The sequence below is a fragment of the Ancylobacter sp. genome (genome assembly GCF_965249975.1).
In the GTDB taxonomy this organism is placed as follows: domain Bacteria; phylum Pseudomonadota; class Alphaproteobacteria; order Rhizobiales; family Xanthobacteraceae; genus Ancylobacter.
The window spans coordinates 434343-449250 of record NZ_CBDFNE010000020.1; the positions used below are offsets into that span (position 1 = coordinate 434343).

At 66.6% G+C, this 14908-nt stretch carries 15 protein-coding genes and 1 tRNA gene; 14 read left to right on the top strand and 2 right to left on the bottom strand.

Translation table 11 applies throughout. From position 1 onward, the window contains the following. Nucleotides 1–63 precede the first annotated feature (63 nt). Together kdsA and ACP2AH_RS20030 are read right to left on the bottom strand one after the other, a co-directional pair. A complete protein-coding gene (kdsA, locus tag ACP2AH_RS20025) occupies nucleotides 64–930 on the bottom strand; it encodes a 3-deoxy-8-phosphooctulonate synthase (protein ID WP_425107413.1) in 867 nt (288 codons plus the stop codon). A gap of 29 nt (nucleotides 931–959) precedes the next feature. Continuing rightward, complete coding sequence (locus ACP2AH_RS20030) at nucleotides 960–1979, bottom strand: KpsF/GutQ family sugar-phosphate isomerase (protein WP_425107414.1); 1020 nt, start codon at nucleotides 1977–1979, stop codon at nucleotides 960–962. A gap of 172 nt (nucleotides 1980–2151) precedes the next feature. Here ACP2AH_RS20030 and ACP2AH_RS20035 point away from each other — a divergent pair, with 172 nt between their 5' ends. The 14 genes from ACP2AH_RS20035 to nuoI all read left to right on the top strand — a co-directional run bounded on the left by ACP2AH_RS20035 (nucleotide 2152) and on the right by nuoI (nucleotide 14873). Beyond that, nucleotides 2152–3261, top strand: coding sequence for an AI-2E family transporter (locus tag ACP2AH_RS20035; RefSeq protein WP_425107415.1), 1110 nt, complete (start codon nucleotides 2152–2154; stop codon nucleotides 3259–3261). Between the two features lie 102 nt (nucleotides 3262–3363). Further along, nucleotides 3364–3440: transfer RNA gene (locus tag ACP2AH_RS20040), tRNA-Asp, on the top strand. 194 nt (nucleotides 3441–3634) lie between these two features. Then, nucleotides 3635–3919 carry a hypothetical protein gene (locus ACP2AH_RS20045; RefSeq protein ID WP_425107416.1) on the top strand — a complete coding sequence of 95 codons (285 nt, stop codon included), beginning with the start codon at nucleotides 3635–3637 and terminating at the stop codon, nucleotides 3917–3919. A 197-nt stretch (nucleotides 3920–4116) separates the two neighbouring features. Next, entirely contained in the window at nucleotides 4117–5532 is a 1416-nt protein-coding gene (locus ACP2AH_RS20050) for an alanine/glycine:cation symporter family protein (RefSeq protein ID WP_425107417.1), read from the top strand. A gap of 434 nt (nucleotides 5533–5966) precedes the next feature. Beyond that, nucleotides 5967–6332: an NADH-quinone oxidoreductase subunit A gene (locus ACP2AH_RS20055; RefSeq protein ID WP_244376387.1), complete on the top strand. Its 366-nt coding sequence runs from the start codon at nucleotides 5967–5969 to the stop codon at nucleotides 6330–6332. Beyond that, entirely contained in the window at nucleotides 6323–6901 is a 579-nt protein-coding gene (locus ACP2AH_RS20060) for a NuoB/complex I 20 kDa subunit family protein (RefSeq protein WP_213372402.1), read from the top strand. The genes ACP2AH_RS20055 and ACP2AH_RS20060 overlap by 10 nt, the downstream gene beginning before the upstream one ends. A 14-nt stretch (nucleotides 6902–6915) precedes the next feature. Further along, complete coding sequence (locus ACP2AH_RS20065; protein WP_307018086.1) at nucleotides 6916–7530, top strand: NADH-quinone oxidoreductase subunit C; 615 nt, start codon at nucleotides 6916–6918, stop codon at nucleotides 7528–7530. 15 nt (nucleotides 7531–7545) lie between these two features. Continuing rightward, nucleotides 7546–8745 (top strand): NADH-quinone oxidoreductase subunit D, encoded by a 1200-nt coding sequence (locus tag ACP2AH_RS20070; protein ID WP_425107418.1) that lies wholly within the window; start codon nucleotides 7546–7548, stop codon nucleotides 8743–8745. A gap of 37 nt (nucleotides 8746–8782) precedes the next feature. After that, nucleotides 8783–9661, top strand: coding sequence for an NADH-quinone oxidoreductase subunit NuoE (nuoE, locus tag ACP2AH_RS20075; RefSeq protein ID WP_425107420.1), 879 nt, complete (start codon nucleotides 8783–8785; stop codon nucleotides 9659–9661). A 10-nt stretch (nucleotides 9662–9671) separates the two neighbouring features. Beyond that, nucleotides 9672–10973 (top strand): NADH-quinone oxidoreductase subunit NuoF, encoded by a 1302-nt coding sequence (gene nuoF / locus ACP2AH_RS20080; RefSeq protein ID WP_244376391.1) that lies wholly within the window; start codon nucleotides 9672–9674, stop codon nucleotides 10971–10973. Nucleotides 10974–10982: 9 nt separating this feature from the next. Beyond that, complete coding sequence (nuoG, locus tag ACP2AH_RS20085) at nucleotides 10983–13061, top strand: NADH-quinone oxidoreductase subunit NuoG (RefSeq protein ID WP_425107421.1); 2079 nt, start codon at nucleotides 10983–10985, stop codon at nucleotides 13059–13061. Between the two features lie 13 nt (nucleotides 13062–13074). Further along, nucleotides 13075–14109 (top strand): NADH-quinone oxidoreductase subunit NuoH, encoded by a 1035-nt coding sequence (gene nuoH, locus ACP2AH_RS20090; RefSeq protein WP_244376393.1) that lies wholly within the window; start codon nucleotides 13075–13077, stop codon nucleotides 14107–14109. 1 nt (nucleotide 14110) lies between these two features. Continuing rightward, nucleotides 14111–14374: a hypothetical protein gene (locus ACP2AH_RS20095; RefSeq protein WP_425107422.1), complete on the top strand. Its 264-nt coding sequence runs from the start codon at nucleotides 14111–14113 to the stop codon at nucleotides 14372–14374. A gap of 10 nt (nucleotides 14375–14384) precedes the next feature. After that, complete coding sequence (gene nuoI / locus ACP2AH_RS20100) at nucleotides 14385–14873, top strand: NADH-quinone oxidoreductase subunit NuoI (RefSeq protein ID WP_018963955.1); 489 nt, start codon at nucleotides 14385–14387, stop codon at nucleotides 14871–14873. Nucleotides 14874–14908 lie beyond the last annotated feature (35 nt).

Sequence of the window (14908 nt, forward strand, 5' to 3'; positions counted from 1 at the left end):
CTCTATCAATCATTTAGAGACTGATTTGCCGATCAGGTTGATTCAACCTGATCGGATCAGGCTCTAGTTGGCGCGGTCCTTCGCCACCCGGTCGAAGGCCTGAAGCCGGGCGACGAGGTCCTCGAACTGGTTGAGCGGCACCATGTTGGGGCCGTCCGACGGCGCCTTGTCCGGGTCGGGATGGGTCTCGACGAACACGCCGGCAACGCCGACCGCCACCGCCGCCCGCGCCAGCACCGGCACGAATTCGCGCTGGCCGCCGGAAGAGGTGCCCTGTCCGCCCGGCTGCTGAACCGAATGGGTGGCGTCGAAAATGACCGGCGCGCCGGTGGTCTCGGCCATGATCGGCAGCGCCCGCATGTCGGTGACCAACGTGTTGTAGCCGAAGGACACGCCGCGCTCGGTCACCAGCACGTTCGGATTGCCGCTCTCGATCAGCTTGGCGACGACGTTCTTCATGTCCCAGGGGGCGAGAAACTGCCCCTTCTTCACATTGACCACCCGCCCCGTGGCGGCGGCGGCGATGAGAAGGTCGGTCTGGCGGCAGAGGAAGGCGGGAATCTGCAATATATCCACCACCTCGCCCACCGGCGCGCACTGGTCGTTCTCGTGCACGTCGGTCAGGACAGGCATGCCGTAGCGTTCGCGAATCTCGGCAAAGACGGGCAGAGCGGCCTTAAGGCCCATGCCGCGCGCGCCCTTGATCGAGGTGCGGTTGGCCTTGTCGAAGGAGGTCTTGAACACCACGCCGATGCCGCGGCGCGTGGCGATCTCCTTGATCGCGGCGGCGCATTCCAGCGCATGCGCGGCGCTTTCCATCTGGCAGGGGCCGGCGATCAGCGCCAGCGGCAGGTCATTGCCGAAGCGCACATCGCCAAGGGTAACCACGGAATTGGGGGTAACCACGGAATTGGCGCCTGAGCCGCTCATGAACTGTTCCTTGGGGTCGGGCACGGGGGTCAGACGACGCCAGCGCGCAGAATGTCGTGAATGTGGAGAATGCCGACCGGCTTGCCCTCCGCCACCGCGAAGACGACGGTGATCGGCACCGGGCGCCGGTTCATCAGCCCCAGCGCGGCACTGGCGAGTTCCAGCGGATCGACGACGAAGGGGGAGGCGGTCATCACCTTCTCCACCGGCGTGGCCAGCAAGTCGCGGCTCATATGCCGGCGCAGGTCGCCATCGGTGACGATGCCGGCGAGGCAGCCTTCGCCATCCACCACGCCGCAGCAGCCGAAGCGCTTGCCGGTGATTTCGATCAGCACCTCGCTCATCGGCGTGCCGAGCCGCACCAGCGGCATTTCCGCTTCCTGGTGCATGATGTCGGCCACTTTCAGCAGCCGGGCCCCGAGCTTGCCGCCGGGATGGAAGACGCGGAAATCGGACGCCGAGAAGCCCCGGCGCTCCAGCAACGCCACCGCCAGCGCGTCGCCGATCGCGAGCTGCATCAGTGTCGAGGTGGTGGGCGCGAGGCCGTTGGGGCAGGCCTCCTCCACGCGCGGCAGCACCAGCGCGACATCGGCGGCGCGGCCGAGCGTGCTCTCGGCATTGGAGGTGATGGCGAGCAGCGGCACAGCGAAGCGGCCGGCATAGTGAACGATGTCACCGAGCTCGGAGGTCTCGCCCGACCAGGAAATGGCGAGCAGCACGTCTTCCGGCGTCACCATGCCGAGATCGCCGTGGCTGGCTTCGGCGGCGTGCAGGAACAGCGCCGGCGTGCCGGTCGAGGCAAACGTGGCGGCGAGCTTGCGCCCGATATGGCCACTCTTTCCCATGCCGGTGACGATGACGCGCCCGCGCGCGCCTTCAATCAGCGCGATGGCGCTTTCCACCGCGTCGCCGAGTTCCGCCTCGATGGCGGCGCTGAGCGCGGCAAGGCCCTTGGATTCGATGGCGAGGGTGCGCAGCACCCGTTCGCGCAGCCGGTCGTCCCGCAGGGGCGCGGCGGCGGCATTTTTCTGAGGCTGGGCCGTGCCCAAGGTTCAACTCTCCCTTGCTCGGGACCGCAGGGCGCGCTGCGCCCGGCCGCCCGTCAGCGCCACGCCCGGCGTCAATAAGCGCCAAATGCCCGCGATGCAATGGAGGAGCCGGGGAACCGGCGATACCACCCGCACGTTGGGAGGCGCTGAGACGGGGTGGGAGGAGACGGTAATGGATATGGGGCGTGGCGTGGCCGGCTCGGCAGTGGCGCCTCGCCGGCCGCCGTCGGAGGGGCGGACGGAGCGACTGTGGCGGCGCTGCACCCAGATCGCGGTGATCGCCAGCGGCATCGTCATTCTCGCCGCCGCTCTCGTGATTGCCAGCGCGGTGCTCATCCCTATCGTCGCGGCCGTCATCATCGGCAGTGTCATCGGGCCGGCGATCGAGGGCCTGGCCAAGCGCGGCGTGCCCACCTGGCTCGGCGCGCTGCTGATGGTGATCGGCATCGCCGCGCTCATCTACGGGCTTGCCGTGACGCTTGCCGGCCCGCTGGCGGAGTGGAGCGCCCGTGCGCCGGAGATCGGCGCCATCATGAAGGAGCGATTCGCCGCGCTGAAGCCGGTGCTGCAGACCCTGGGCTCGGTGGTGAAGTCGATCCAGTCGTTCGGCCGTGCCACGGAGGCGGCGCCGATGGTTGTCGAGGTGGCTGATTCGAAGATGCTGGAAAGCGTCCTCAGCATGGTCACCCCGGTCATCGGCCAGTTCATCCTGTTCCTTGGCTCGCTGCTGTTCTTCCTCGCCGGCCGGGTGCAGATCAAGCGGCGGGTGGTGCAGGTGATGACGCCACGCCACACGCGGCTGGCGGCATTGCGGGTGTTCCGCGAGATCGAGGACCGGCTGGGCGCCTATCTGCTCACCGCGACCTTCATCAATATCGGCCTCGGCATCGCCACCACGCTGATGACCTGGGCGCTCGGCATGCCGAATCCGCCGCTGTGGGGCGTGCTGGCCTGCGTGCTGAACTATGTCCCCTATGTCGGGCCGGCGGTGACGACGCTGATTCTTGCCGTGGCGGGCGTGGTCACTTTTCCTGGAATCATTGAGGGTCTGCTCCCGGCGGCGGCGTTCTTGTTCATCACCAGCATTGAGGGGCAGATTCTGACGCCGATGATTGTCGGCCGGCGGGTCTCGCTCAATCCCTTCGCGGTGTTTCTGTCGATGGCGGTGTGGAGCTGGCTGTGGGGGCCGGCCGGAACTTTCCTTTCCGTGCCTTTGCTGATCGCGGCGATGGCGCTTGTGGATGGCGTGCTCGCCAAAAGCCGGCCGCACCTGCCGGGCTGAGACTATTCACAGGCTGTTCGGAGGGCGCGCTTGACACCCGCAAGAGCGTGCCTTAACACCCCGCTCACTCGCTGCGGGGCCCGGTGCTTCCGACCCGCGCAGGGGGGTGTAGCTCAGTTGGTTAGAGCGCCGGCCTGTCACGCCGGAGGTCGCGGGTTCGAGCCCCGTCACTCCCGCCATTCGCCACGAATGGCGGCGCCTGAGGGCGTCAAAACTCGTTCCATAACATTCCGCCTCGAATAGATTGCGCCGCCAACAGCGTGCCCTCGCTGCCACGCCGCGCGTGCGAGCGGGCTTTCGCGCCGATGCCGTCTTTTGCCGGGCGGGCGGGGCTGATAGTTTTGCCGCCGGTGATGAGTGTGAGGTAGGGCGCATGATCAAGGCATTCCCGTCGGCCATCCTTTTGGCCTCCGCGCTGCTGCTGGCGGGCACCGCCGCGCCGGTCCTGGCACAGGACGGTCTGAATCCGCCGCCGAACAACCAGGGCCAGAGTTCCTCGCCCAACCCCTTCGTCAATGATCTCGGTCCGGACGCGCCGCAGCCGCTGACGGGCGAACTCGTGCCGCTGCCGGGCCCGCCGCCGGAGGGCAAGGAAGCCGAGATCAAGCTGCCCGACTGCGCGCCGCCCAATTGCGGCACGCCGCAGATCATGGAGTAGGGCGCCCGCGCGCTCCCCGCATCGCCGTAGGGTGACCGACCGGGCCGCACAGCCCTCGTGCGCAGCGGCGCGCCCTGTGGACGCCGCAGGCCCGAGGCGGCAGGGGGCGAATGCCCGTGTGACAGCGGCATGAACGCCCGTGTAGCCTGGTAGCTTCTTACTGCGCTCCGGCGTGGTGATTCAGCGGGAGGGCGGGCATGGACACGATCATCGACTTTCTGAACACCATCTTCTGGGGCTACGTGCTGATCTACGGCCTGCTGGCGGTCGGCATCTATTTCACGATCCGGCTGAAATTCCTCCAGATCCTGCATTTCCCGGAGATGATCCGCTCGGTAATGGGGTCCAGCGAGACCGACCATGCCGGCATCACGCCGTTCCAGGCGTTGTGTACCAGCCTTGCCTCGCGGGTCGGCACCGGCAACATCGCCGGCGTGGCCGTCGCGCTCTATCTCGGCGGGCCGGGGGCGATCTTCTGGATGTGGGTGGTCGCCTCGCTCGGCATGGCCACCGCCTTCGCCGAGAGCACGCTCGCGCAGCTCTACAAGATCAAGGATGAGGACGGCCAATATCGCGGCGGCCCGGCCTTCTATATGGCCAAGGGCCTGAAGGCGCCGTGGGCGGGCTCGGTGTTCTCCGTCTGCCTCATCCTCTCCTTCGGCCTCGTCTTCAACGCGGTGCAAGCCAATTCCATCGCCGACGCGATGGAAGGCGCCTTCGGCTTCCCCAAGCTCGGCACCGGCGTCGCCATCGCCGCGCTCACCGGCATCATCATTTTCGGCGGCATCGCCGCCATCGCCCGGGTGGCGGAAATCGTCGTGCCGTTCATGGCGGTCGGCTATCTCGGCATGGCGCTGTTCGCGGTGGCGATCAATATCGGCGAGGTGCCTTCCATGTTCTCGCTGATCATCGCCAGCGCCTTCGGCTTCGCGCCGGCGGCGGGCGGCGTCGCCGGCTCTGTGGCGGCGGCGATGCTCAACGGGGTGAAGCGCGGCCTGTTCTCCAACGAGGCCGGCATGGGCTCGGCGCCGAACATCGCCGCCGTCGCCACGCCCGACCCGCATCACCCGGTGAGCCAGGGCTTCGTGCAGTCGCTCGGCGTGTTCATCGACACCATTCTCATCTGCACCGCGACGGCGTTCCTGATCCTGCTCTCCGGCCTGCTGGAGCCCGGTTCCGGCCTCACCGGCACCCAGCTCACCCAGGCGGCGATGAACCACCATATCGGCTGGGCCGGCACCTATTTCGTCGCGGTGGCGATCTTCTTCTTCGCCTTCACCTCGATCATCGGCAACTACTCCTATGCCGAAGGCGCGCTGGTCTATCTCGGCATCGGCGGCCATGTCGGCCGCGCGGTGCTGCGGGTGGCTGTGCTCGGCATGGTGGTCTGGGGCGCCTACGAATCGGTGGCGACGGTGTTCAATGCCGCCGACGCCTCGATGGGGCTGATGGCCACGGTCAATCTCGTCGCCATCGTGCTGCTGTCCGGCCTTGTGGCGCGGTTGACCCGTGATTATCTGCAGCAGCGTCGGGCGGGGAAAAAGCCTCGCTTCACCGCCGCCTCCATGCCGGAACTCGCCGGCGAGATCGACACCGACATCTGGAGCCGGTGAACCCGGGCGGGCAGGGCGCCGGGGTGGACCAAGTGTCTCACCCCGGAGATTCTCGGCCCCCTCCGCGCCCGCCGTTTCGGAAGAAACGGGCCGTCTCGTACCAGGGCTGCGGCTGGCCCTGCCGATCCGGCCGCCTCACGGGAACGCCTCGTCCGCGCGCTTGGGGCCTCCGGTATCAGGAGGCTCAAGGCGGTGCGGGCAATTGAGCGAAATCCGCTGTTATTCGCGCGATTTCACGGGTTTGCGCGGGGGATCGCCGCGCCGCGCGGGGCAGCTTCCGCAAGGTGTGAATTCTGTATACCAGACCTGCGCGATTGCCGAGCGATGCCCTTGCCTCGGTCAGGTCCGTGCGATAAGCCTGCCGCGTGCTTTGAATATTTCGCAACTGCGACGCCAAGGCCGACGACCCATCCTGTTCCGGGAGGATCCCATCCATGAGCAGCCTGCTTCAGGATTATCTGCCCGTCGTGATCTTCATCGGCGTCTCGGCCTTCATCGGCCTCGCCCTTCTGGTGGCGCCGTTCCTGGTCGCCTTCGGCCGGCCCGATCCGGAGAAGATGTCGGCCTATGAATGTGGCTTCAATGCGTTCGACGACGCGCGCATGAAGTTCGACGTGCGGTTCTATCTGGTCGCCATTCTCTTCATCATCTTCGATCTCGAAGTCGCCTTCCTGTTCCCCTGGGCGATCACGTTCGGGGAGCTGGGCAATTTCGGCTTCTGGTCGATGATGGTGTTCCTGGCCGTGCTGACCATCGGCTTCGTCTACGAGTGGAAGAAGGGAGCGCTCGAATGGGATTGAGCGCGAATAGCCCTCTCGTCGCCCCGGCGGCCAAGGGTATCATCGACCCCAATACCGGGCGTCCGGTCGGTGCCACCGATCCGTTCTTCGTCGAGGTCAATGCGGAGCTCGCCGATAAGGGCTTCCTCGTCACCGCGACCGACGATCTGATCAACTGGGCCCGCACCGGCTCGCTGATGTGGATGACCTTCGGCCTCGCCTGTTGCGCGGTCGAAATGATGCAGACATCCATGCCGCGCTACGATGTGGAGCGGTTCGGCTTCGCGCCGCGCGCCTCCCCGCGTCAGTCCGACGTGATGATCGTCGCCGGTACGCTGACCAACAAGATGGCGCCGGCGCTGCGCAAGGTCTACGACCAGATGCCGGAGCCGCGCTACGTCATCTCCATGGGCTCCTGCGCCAATGGCGGCGGCTATTACCACTATTCCTATTCGGTCGTGCGCGGCTGCGACCGCATCGTGCCGGTGGATATCTACATTCCCGGCTGCCCGCCGACCGCAGAGGCTCTGCTCTACGGCGTGCTGCTGCTGCAGAAGAAGATCCGCCGTACCGGAACGATCGAGCGCTGAGGGTTCGAGGCGAAATGGACGAGACGCTGAAAGAGCTGGGCGCGCATGTGAAGGAAGCGCTTCCCGACGCGGTCGAGGAAGTGCTCGTGGCCTATGGCGAGCTGACGCTGGTGGCGTCGGCTGCCGAGGTCATCAAGGTGCTGCGCTTCCTGCGTGACGACCCGTCCTGCCGCTTTGTGAGCTTCATCGACATTTGCGGTGTCGACTGGCCGCAGCGCGAGAAGCGCTTCGACGTGGTCTATCACCTGCTCTCGCCGACGCTGAACGCCCGCATCCGCATCCGCGTCGAGACCGACGAGACGACGCCGGTGGCCTCCGCCACCGCCGTGTTCCCCGGCGCCTTCTGGTTCGAGCGCGAGGCGTTCGACATGTACGGCATCCTGTTCTCCGGCCACCCGGAGCTGCGCCGCATCCTCACGGATTACGGCTTCGACGGCTATCCGCTGCGCAAGGACTTCCCGACCACCGGCCTCGTCGAGGTGCGCTATGACGACGAGCGCAAGCGTGTGGTCTACGAGCCGGTGAAGCTCGCGCAGGAATTCCGCAGCTTCGACTTCCTCTCGCCCTGGGAGGGGCCCGACTACGTGCTCCCCGGCGACGAGAAGGCAACGCCCCCGAAGGCGGGCTGAGGTGAGGTCCGAGCGATGAACGCACCCGGCAAGATCGACCCCAAGGTCCGCAACTTCCAGATCAATTTCGGCCCGCAGCATCCGGCGGCGCATGGCGTGCTGCGCCTCATCCTCGAACTCGACGGCGAAATCGTCGAGCGCGTCGATCCGCATATCGGCCTGCTGCATCGCGGCACCGAGAAGCTGATCGAGGCGAAGACCTATCTGCAGGCCGTGCCCTATTTCGACCGGCTCGACTATGTCGCGCCGATGAATCAGGAGCACGCCTTCTGCCTCGCCATCGAGCGCCTGCTCGGCGTCACCGTGCCCAAGCGCGGGCAGCTGATCCGCGTGCTCTATTCCGAGATCGGCCGCATCCTCTCCCACATGCTGAACGTGACCACGCAGGCGCTCGACGTCGGCGCGCTCACCCCGCCGCTGTGGGGCTTCGAGGAACGCGAAAAGCTGATGATGTTCTATGAGCGGGCCTCCGGCTCGCGCATGCACGCGGCTTATTTCCGTCCCGGCGGCGTGCATCAGGATCTGCCCCGTCAGCTGGTCGAGGACATCCTCGCCTGGACCAAGACCTTCCCGGCCTTCATGGACGACCTCGAGGGCCTGCTCACCGACAACCGCATCTTCAAGCAGCGCAATGTCGATATCGGCATTGTCAGCCTTGAGGACGCCTGGGCCTGGGGCTTCTCCGGCGTCATGGTGCGCGGTTCGGGCGCGGCCTGGGACCTGCGCAAGTCGCAGCCCTATGAGTGCTATGACGAGCTGGAATTCGACATTCCGATCGGCAAGAACTGCGACAATTACGACCGCTACTGCATCCGTATGGAAGAGATGCGGCAGTCGGCCGACATCATGCGCCAGTGCTGCGAGCGGCTGCTGAAGGAAGCGGGTCCGGTCTCGGCGGTCGACAACAAGATCGTCCCGCCCAAGCGCGGCGAGATGAAGCGCTCGATGGAAGCGCTCATCCACCACTTCAAGCTCTACACGGAAGGCTTCCACGTTCCCGCCGGCGAAGCCTATGCCGCCGTGGAAGCCCCGAAGGGTGAGTTCGGCGTCTACGTCGTCGCCGACGGCACCAACAAGCCCTATCGCTGCAAGATCCGCGCACCCGGTTTCGCGCATCTTCAGGCGATGGATTTCCTCTGCCGCGGCTACATGCTCGCGGATATTTCGGCGATCCTCGGGTCGCTGGATATCGTGTTCGGTGAAGTGGACCGCTGATCCCTGAGGGGAGGCGGTTCGATCGGAAGGGTACGGCATGTCTGTCCGTAGGCTTGCGCCAAAAGAGGTTCAGCCCGAGAGCTTCGCGTTCACGGCCGAGAATCTCGCCTGGGCCGAGAAGACCATCGCGAAGTATCCGCCGGGCCGTCAGGCCAGCGCGGTGATTCCGCTGCTCATGCGCGCGCAGGAGCAGGCGGGCGGCTGGGTGTCCGAGCCGGCGATGCGCTATGTCGGTGACATGCTCGGCATGGCGCCGATCCGTGTCTATGAGGTCGCGACCTTCTACACCCAGTTCCAGCTACAGCCGGTGGGCAAGCGCGCGCACATCCAGGTGTGCGGCACCACGCCCTGCATGCTGCGCGGCGCGGGCGACCTCATGAAGGTGTGCAAGAGCCGCATTCATGAAGAGCCCTTCCATCTCTCGGCCAATGGCGACTTCTCCTGGGAAGAGGTCGAGTGCGCCGGCACCTGCGTGAACGCGCCGATGGTGCAGGTGTGGAAGGATGTCTATGAGGATCTGACGCCGGCGGATCTGGAGAAGATCCTCGACGCGTTCGAGCGCGGCGAGCATCCCGCCTCCGGCCCGCAGAACGGCCGCGTCACCTCCGCGCCCGTCACCGGGCTGCGCGTGCTGACCTCGCCGGAGCTGTTCGACGGCTCGATGGTCGGGCAGGGCGCCGGTCTGGCGCTGGCCCGCGAGGCGCTGGCCGCCAAGGCCAAGGGCGAGACGGCGCCGGCCGCGCCGCCCCCGGCTGCCGCTGCGGCTGCGCCGCCGGCCCCGCCGAAGAGCGATCCGGCTCCTGCCGCCGCCCCCGCCGCCAAGGCGGTCGAGGCTGCCGGCGAGGCCGACAAGGAGAAGCCGAAGAAGCCCGTCGCCCCGCCGCCCGGCGGCACGGCGGACACCAAGGCGGAATGAGGAGCGAACCATGCTTGCCGACAAGGATCGCATCTTCACCAATATTTACGGCCACCATGACTGGGGGCTGCAGGGCGCGCTGAAGCGCGGCTCGTGGGACGGCACCAAGCTGTTCCTCGACGCCGGCCGCGATTTCATCATCGAGCATATGAAAGCCTCGGGCCTGCGCGGGCGCGGCGGCGCCGGCTTCCCGACCGGCCTCAAATGGTCGTTCATGCCCAAGAACAATGACGGGCGCCCGCACTACCTCGTCGTCAATGCCGACGAATCCGAGCCGGGCACCTGCAAGGACCGTGAAATCCTGCGCCACGACCCGCACCATCTGGTCGAAGGCTGCCTGATCGCGGGCTTCGCCATGGGCGCGCACACCGCCTATATCTATGTGCGCGGCGAGTTTATCCAGGAGCGTGAGCACCTGCAGGCAGCGATCGACCAGGCCTATGAGGCCCGGCTGATCGGCAAGAACAACGTGCATGGCTGGGACTTCGACATCTATGTCCACCATGGCGCCGGCGCCTATATCTGCGGCGAGGAAACCGCGCTGCTGGAAAGCCTTGAGGGCAAGAAGGGCCAGCCGCGGCTGAAGCCGCCTTTCCCGGCCAATGTCGGCCTCTATGGCTGCCCGACGACGGTGAACAACGTCGAATCCATCGCGGTTGCCCCCACCATCCTGCGGCGCGGCGCGGCCTGGTTCTCGTCCATCGGCCGCGCCAACAATGTCGGCACCAAGCTGTTCGGCATTTCCGGCCATGTGAACACGCCCTGCATCGTCGAAGAGGCGATGAGCATCCCGTTCAAGGAATTGATCGAGAAGCATGGCGGCGGCGTGCGCGGCGGCTGGGATAATCTGCTCGCCATCATCCCCGGCGGCGCCTCCTGCCCGATCATCCCGGCGGACCAGTGCGAAGACCTGATCATGGACTTCGACGGCTGCCGCGCGGTGAAGTCCAGCTTCGGCACCGCCGGCGTGCTGGTCATGGACAAGTCCACCGACGTGGTGAGGGCGATTGCCCGCATCTCCTATTTCTTCCGGCACGAGAGCTGCGGCCAGTGCACCCCCTGCCGCGAAGGCACGGGCTGGATGTGGCGCGTGCTCGACCGCATGGTCGAGGGCCGGGCGCAGAAGCGCGAGATCGATCTACTGCTGCAGGTCACCACCCAGGTCGAGGGCCACACCATCTGTGCGCTCGGCGATGCGGCGGCGTGGCCGGTGCAGGGCCTGATCCGGCATTTCCGTCCCGAGATCGAAAAGCGGATCGACCAGTATTCGGCGAACCCGCATTCCGACCCGGTGCCGGTGGCGGCGGAGTAAGAGAGCATCATGGCCAAGATCATCGTCGACGACATCGAGCTGGATGTTCCGCCGGAGTTCACGCTGCTCCAGGCCTGCGAGGCCGCGGGCGCGGAAATCCCGCGCTTCTGCTTCCATGAGCGCCTGTCCATCGCCGGCAATTGCCGCATGTGTCTCGTTGAGGTGAAGGGCGGCCCGCCCAAGCCGACGGCGAGCTGCGCGCAGAATGTCCGCGATCTGCGCCCCGGCCCGAATGGCGAGCCGCCGGTCATCCTCACCAAGTCGCCGATGGTGAAGAAGGCGCGCGAAGGGGTGATGGAGTTCCTGCTCATCAACCACCCGCTCGACTGCCCGATCTGCGACCAGGGCGGCGAGTGCGACCTGCAGGACCAGGCCATGGCCTATGGCGTGGACACGTCCCGCTATGCCGAGAACAAGCGCGCGGTCGAAGACAAGTATATCGGCCCGCTGATCAAGACCTCCATGACCCGGTGCATCCAGTGCACCCGCTGCGTGCGCTTCACCACCGAAGTGGCAGGCGTGGCCGAACTCGGCGCCATCGGGCGCGGCGAGGACATGGAAATCACCACCTATCTGGAAGCGGCGCTGTCCTCGGAGCTGCAGGGCAATGTGGCCGATCTCTGCCCGGTCGGCGCGCTGACTCAGCGCCCCTATGCCTATCACGCCCGCCCGTGGGAGCTGTCGAAGACCGAATCCATCGACGTGATGGACGCTGTCGGCTCGAACATCCGTGTCGACACCCGCGGCCGCGAAGTGATGCGCGTCCTCCCGCGTCTGAATGAAGACGTGAACGAGGAGTGGATCTCCGACAAGACCCGCTACATCTGGGACGGCCTCAAGACCCAGCGCCTCGACCGCCCCTATGTGCGCGTCGGCGGCAAGCTGAAGGTCGCGAGCTGGCCGGAGGCCTTCGCCGCCATCGCGGCCAAGGTGAAGGCCGTGCCGGGCCATCGCATCGGCGGTCTGGTCGGCGATCTCGCCTCGGTGGAAGAGGCATTCGCGCTGAAGTCGCTGCTCGCCTCGCTCGGCTCGGCGAACATTGATTGCCGGCAGGACGGCGCGAAGCTCGATCCCGCGCTCGGCCGCGCCAGCTATCTGTTCAACGCGACCATCGCCGGCATCGAGCAGGCCGATGCGCTGCTCATCATCGGCTCCAACCCGCGCCTTGAGGCGAGCGTGCTCAATGCCCGCATCCGCAAGCGCTGGCTGCAGGGCAATTTCCGCATCGGCCTGGTCGGCCCGCATGTCGACCTGACCTACCCCTATGACTATCTCGGCGCCGGTTCCGACACGCTGGCCGACCTCGCCAAGGACGGCGGCTTCGCCGAGGTGCTGAAGGGCGCGCAGCGTCCGTTGATCCTGATCGGGCAGGGCGCTCTCGCCCGTCCGGACGGCGCGGCGGTGCTGGCGCAGGCGGCGCGGCTGGCGGTCTCCGTCGGCGCGGTGAAGGAGGGCTGGAACGGCTTCTCCGTCCTGCACACGGCGGCGTCGCGCGTCGGCGCGCTCGATATCGGCGCGGTGCCGGGCGAGGGCGGGCTCGACGCGGTGGCGATGACCAATCCCGGCGGGGTGGACGTTCTGTTCGCGCTCGGCGCGGACGAGATCGACATCGCGCCCGGCGCCTTCGTCGTCTATCTCGGCACGCATGGCGACCGCGGCGCCCATCGCGCCGACGTCATCCTGCCGGGCGCGGCCTATACCGAGAAGTCCGGCACCTATGTGAACACGGAAGGGCGGGTGCAGGTCGCCAACCGCGCCGCTTTCCCGCCCGGGGAAGCGCGCGAGGACTGGGCAGTGCTGCGTGCGCTGTCCGATGTCGTCGGCCACCGCCTGCCCTTCGACAGCCTGGCGCAGCTGCGCGCCGCGCTCTATGCGGCGTATCCGCATCTCGCCCGGCTTGACCATGTCACGCCGGCCGATGCGGCGGCCGTCAATGCGCTGGCCTCGGCCGGTGGCACCCCGGCGAGCGGGCCTTTCGCCGTCGCCGTCACCGATTTCTACCTCACCAATCCGATCGCCCGCGCCTCCGCCGTGATGGCCGAATGCTCCGCGCTCGCGTCCAGCCGCCACGCGGCGGCGGCCGAGTGAGGGGAGGGAGCACATGACCGAAACGACCTGGTTCGACACGCTGATACAGGTGCTCATCATCGTCGCCCAGAGCCTCGGGCTTCTGGTCGGCCTGCTGATCATCGTCGCCTATGTGCTGCTGGCCGACCGCAAGATCTGGGCGGCGGTGCAGCTGCGTCGCGGCCCCAACGTGGTCGGGCCGTTCGGCCTGTTCCAGTCCTTCGCCGACCTGATCAAGTTCGTGCTGAAGGAGCCGGTCATTCCCGACGGCGCCAATAAGGGCGTGTTCCTGCTCGCGCCCTTCGTCACCTGCCTGCTGGCGCTCGCCGCCTGGGCCGTGGTGCCGATCGACGCCGGCTGGGTCGTGGCCGACATCAATGTCGGTGTGCTCTACATCTTCGCCATTTCCTCGCTCGGCGTGTACGGCACCATCATGGCCGGCTGGGCGTCGAACTCAAAGTACCCGTTCCTGTCGGCGCTGCGCGCGGCGGCGCAGATGGTGTCCTATGAGGTCTCCATCGGCTTCGTCATCGTCACCGTGCTGCTGTGCGCCGGCTCGTTGAACCTCTCGGCCATCGTCGAGGCGCAGAACACCTCCTGGGGCATCCTGGGCTGGTACTGGCTGCCGCTGTTCCCGATGTTCGTGATCTTCTTCATCTCGGCGCTGGCCGAGACCAACCGCCCGCCCTTCGATCTCGGCGAAGCGGAATCCGAGCTCGTCGCCGGCTTCATGGTGGAGTACGGCTCCACCCCGTACATGATGTTCATGCTCGGCGAGTATGTGGCGATCATGACCATGTGCGCGCTGACCGCCATCCTGTTCATGGGCGGCTGGCTGCCGCCGGTGCCAATCGCGCCCTTCACCTGGGTGCCGGGCATCGTCTGGTTCCTGCTGAAGGTGCTGCTGGTGTTCTTCATGTTCGCCATGGTGAAGGCGATGGTCCCGCGCTACCGCTACGACCAGCTTATGCGGCTCGGCTGGAAGGTGTTCCTGCCGATCTCGCTGGCGATGGTGGTGATCGTGGCCTCCGTCCTGCACTTCACCGGCCTTGCGGCGGCGGGGGGATGAGATGGATGAGGGCACGCTCCACGCCCTGATGGAAGCCTCCGCTGTCGGTTGGGCCGGCGCGGCTGCGGGTGCGGTGTTTGGCGCACTCGAATGGTTCATACTGCCGCGGGTCGTCGAAACCTCGATCCGCGGTTCAAGGGAAGCCCGCAAGCTGAGCGCTGATCAGCTGGCGGGAGTGATTTCATGGTGGAAGACGGCGATCCGCGTCTTCGCCGTTTCGATGCCGCTGGTGGGCTTTGGGCTTGCCGCGGCCCTGGCCGATTGAGGAGAGCGACATGAGATTGGATCTGGCCGCACGCCAGCTGCTGCTCACCGAGTTCGTCTCGGCGTTCTTCCTGGCGATGCGCTATTTCTTCAAGCCGAAGGCGACGATCAACTATCCCTTCGAGAAGAACCCGGTGTCGCCGCGTTTCCGTGGCGAGCACGCGCTGCGCCGCTATCCCAACGGGGAAGAGCGCTGCATCGCCTGCAAGCTGTGCGAGGCGATCTGCCCGGCGCAGGCCATCACCATCGAGGCCGGTCCGCGCCGCAATGACGGCACGCGCCGCACCACCCGTTACGACATCGACATGGTGAAGTGCATCTATTGCGGCTTCTGCCAGGAAGCCTGCCCGGTCGATGCCATCGTCGAGGGGCCGAACTTCGAGTTCGCCACCGAGACGCGCGAAGAACTCTATTACGACAAGGCCAAGCTGCTCGCGAATGGCGACCGCTGGGAGCGCGAGATCGCGCGCAACATGGCGCTTGACGCGCCGTATCGTTGAGCGCTGGGGGCTGGGAACGTGAAGACCGAAACGAT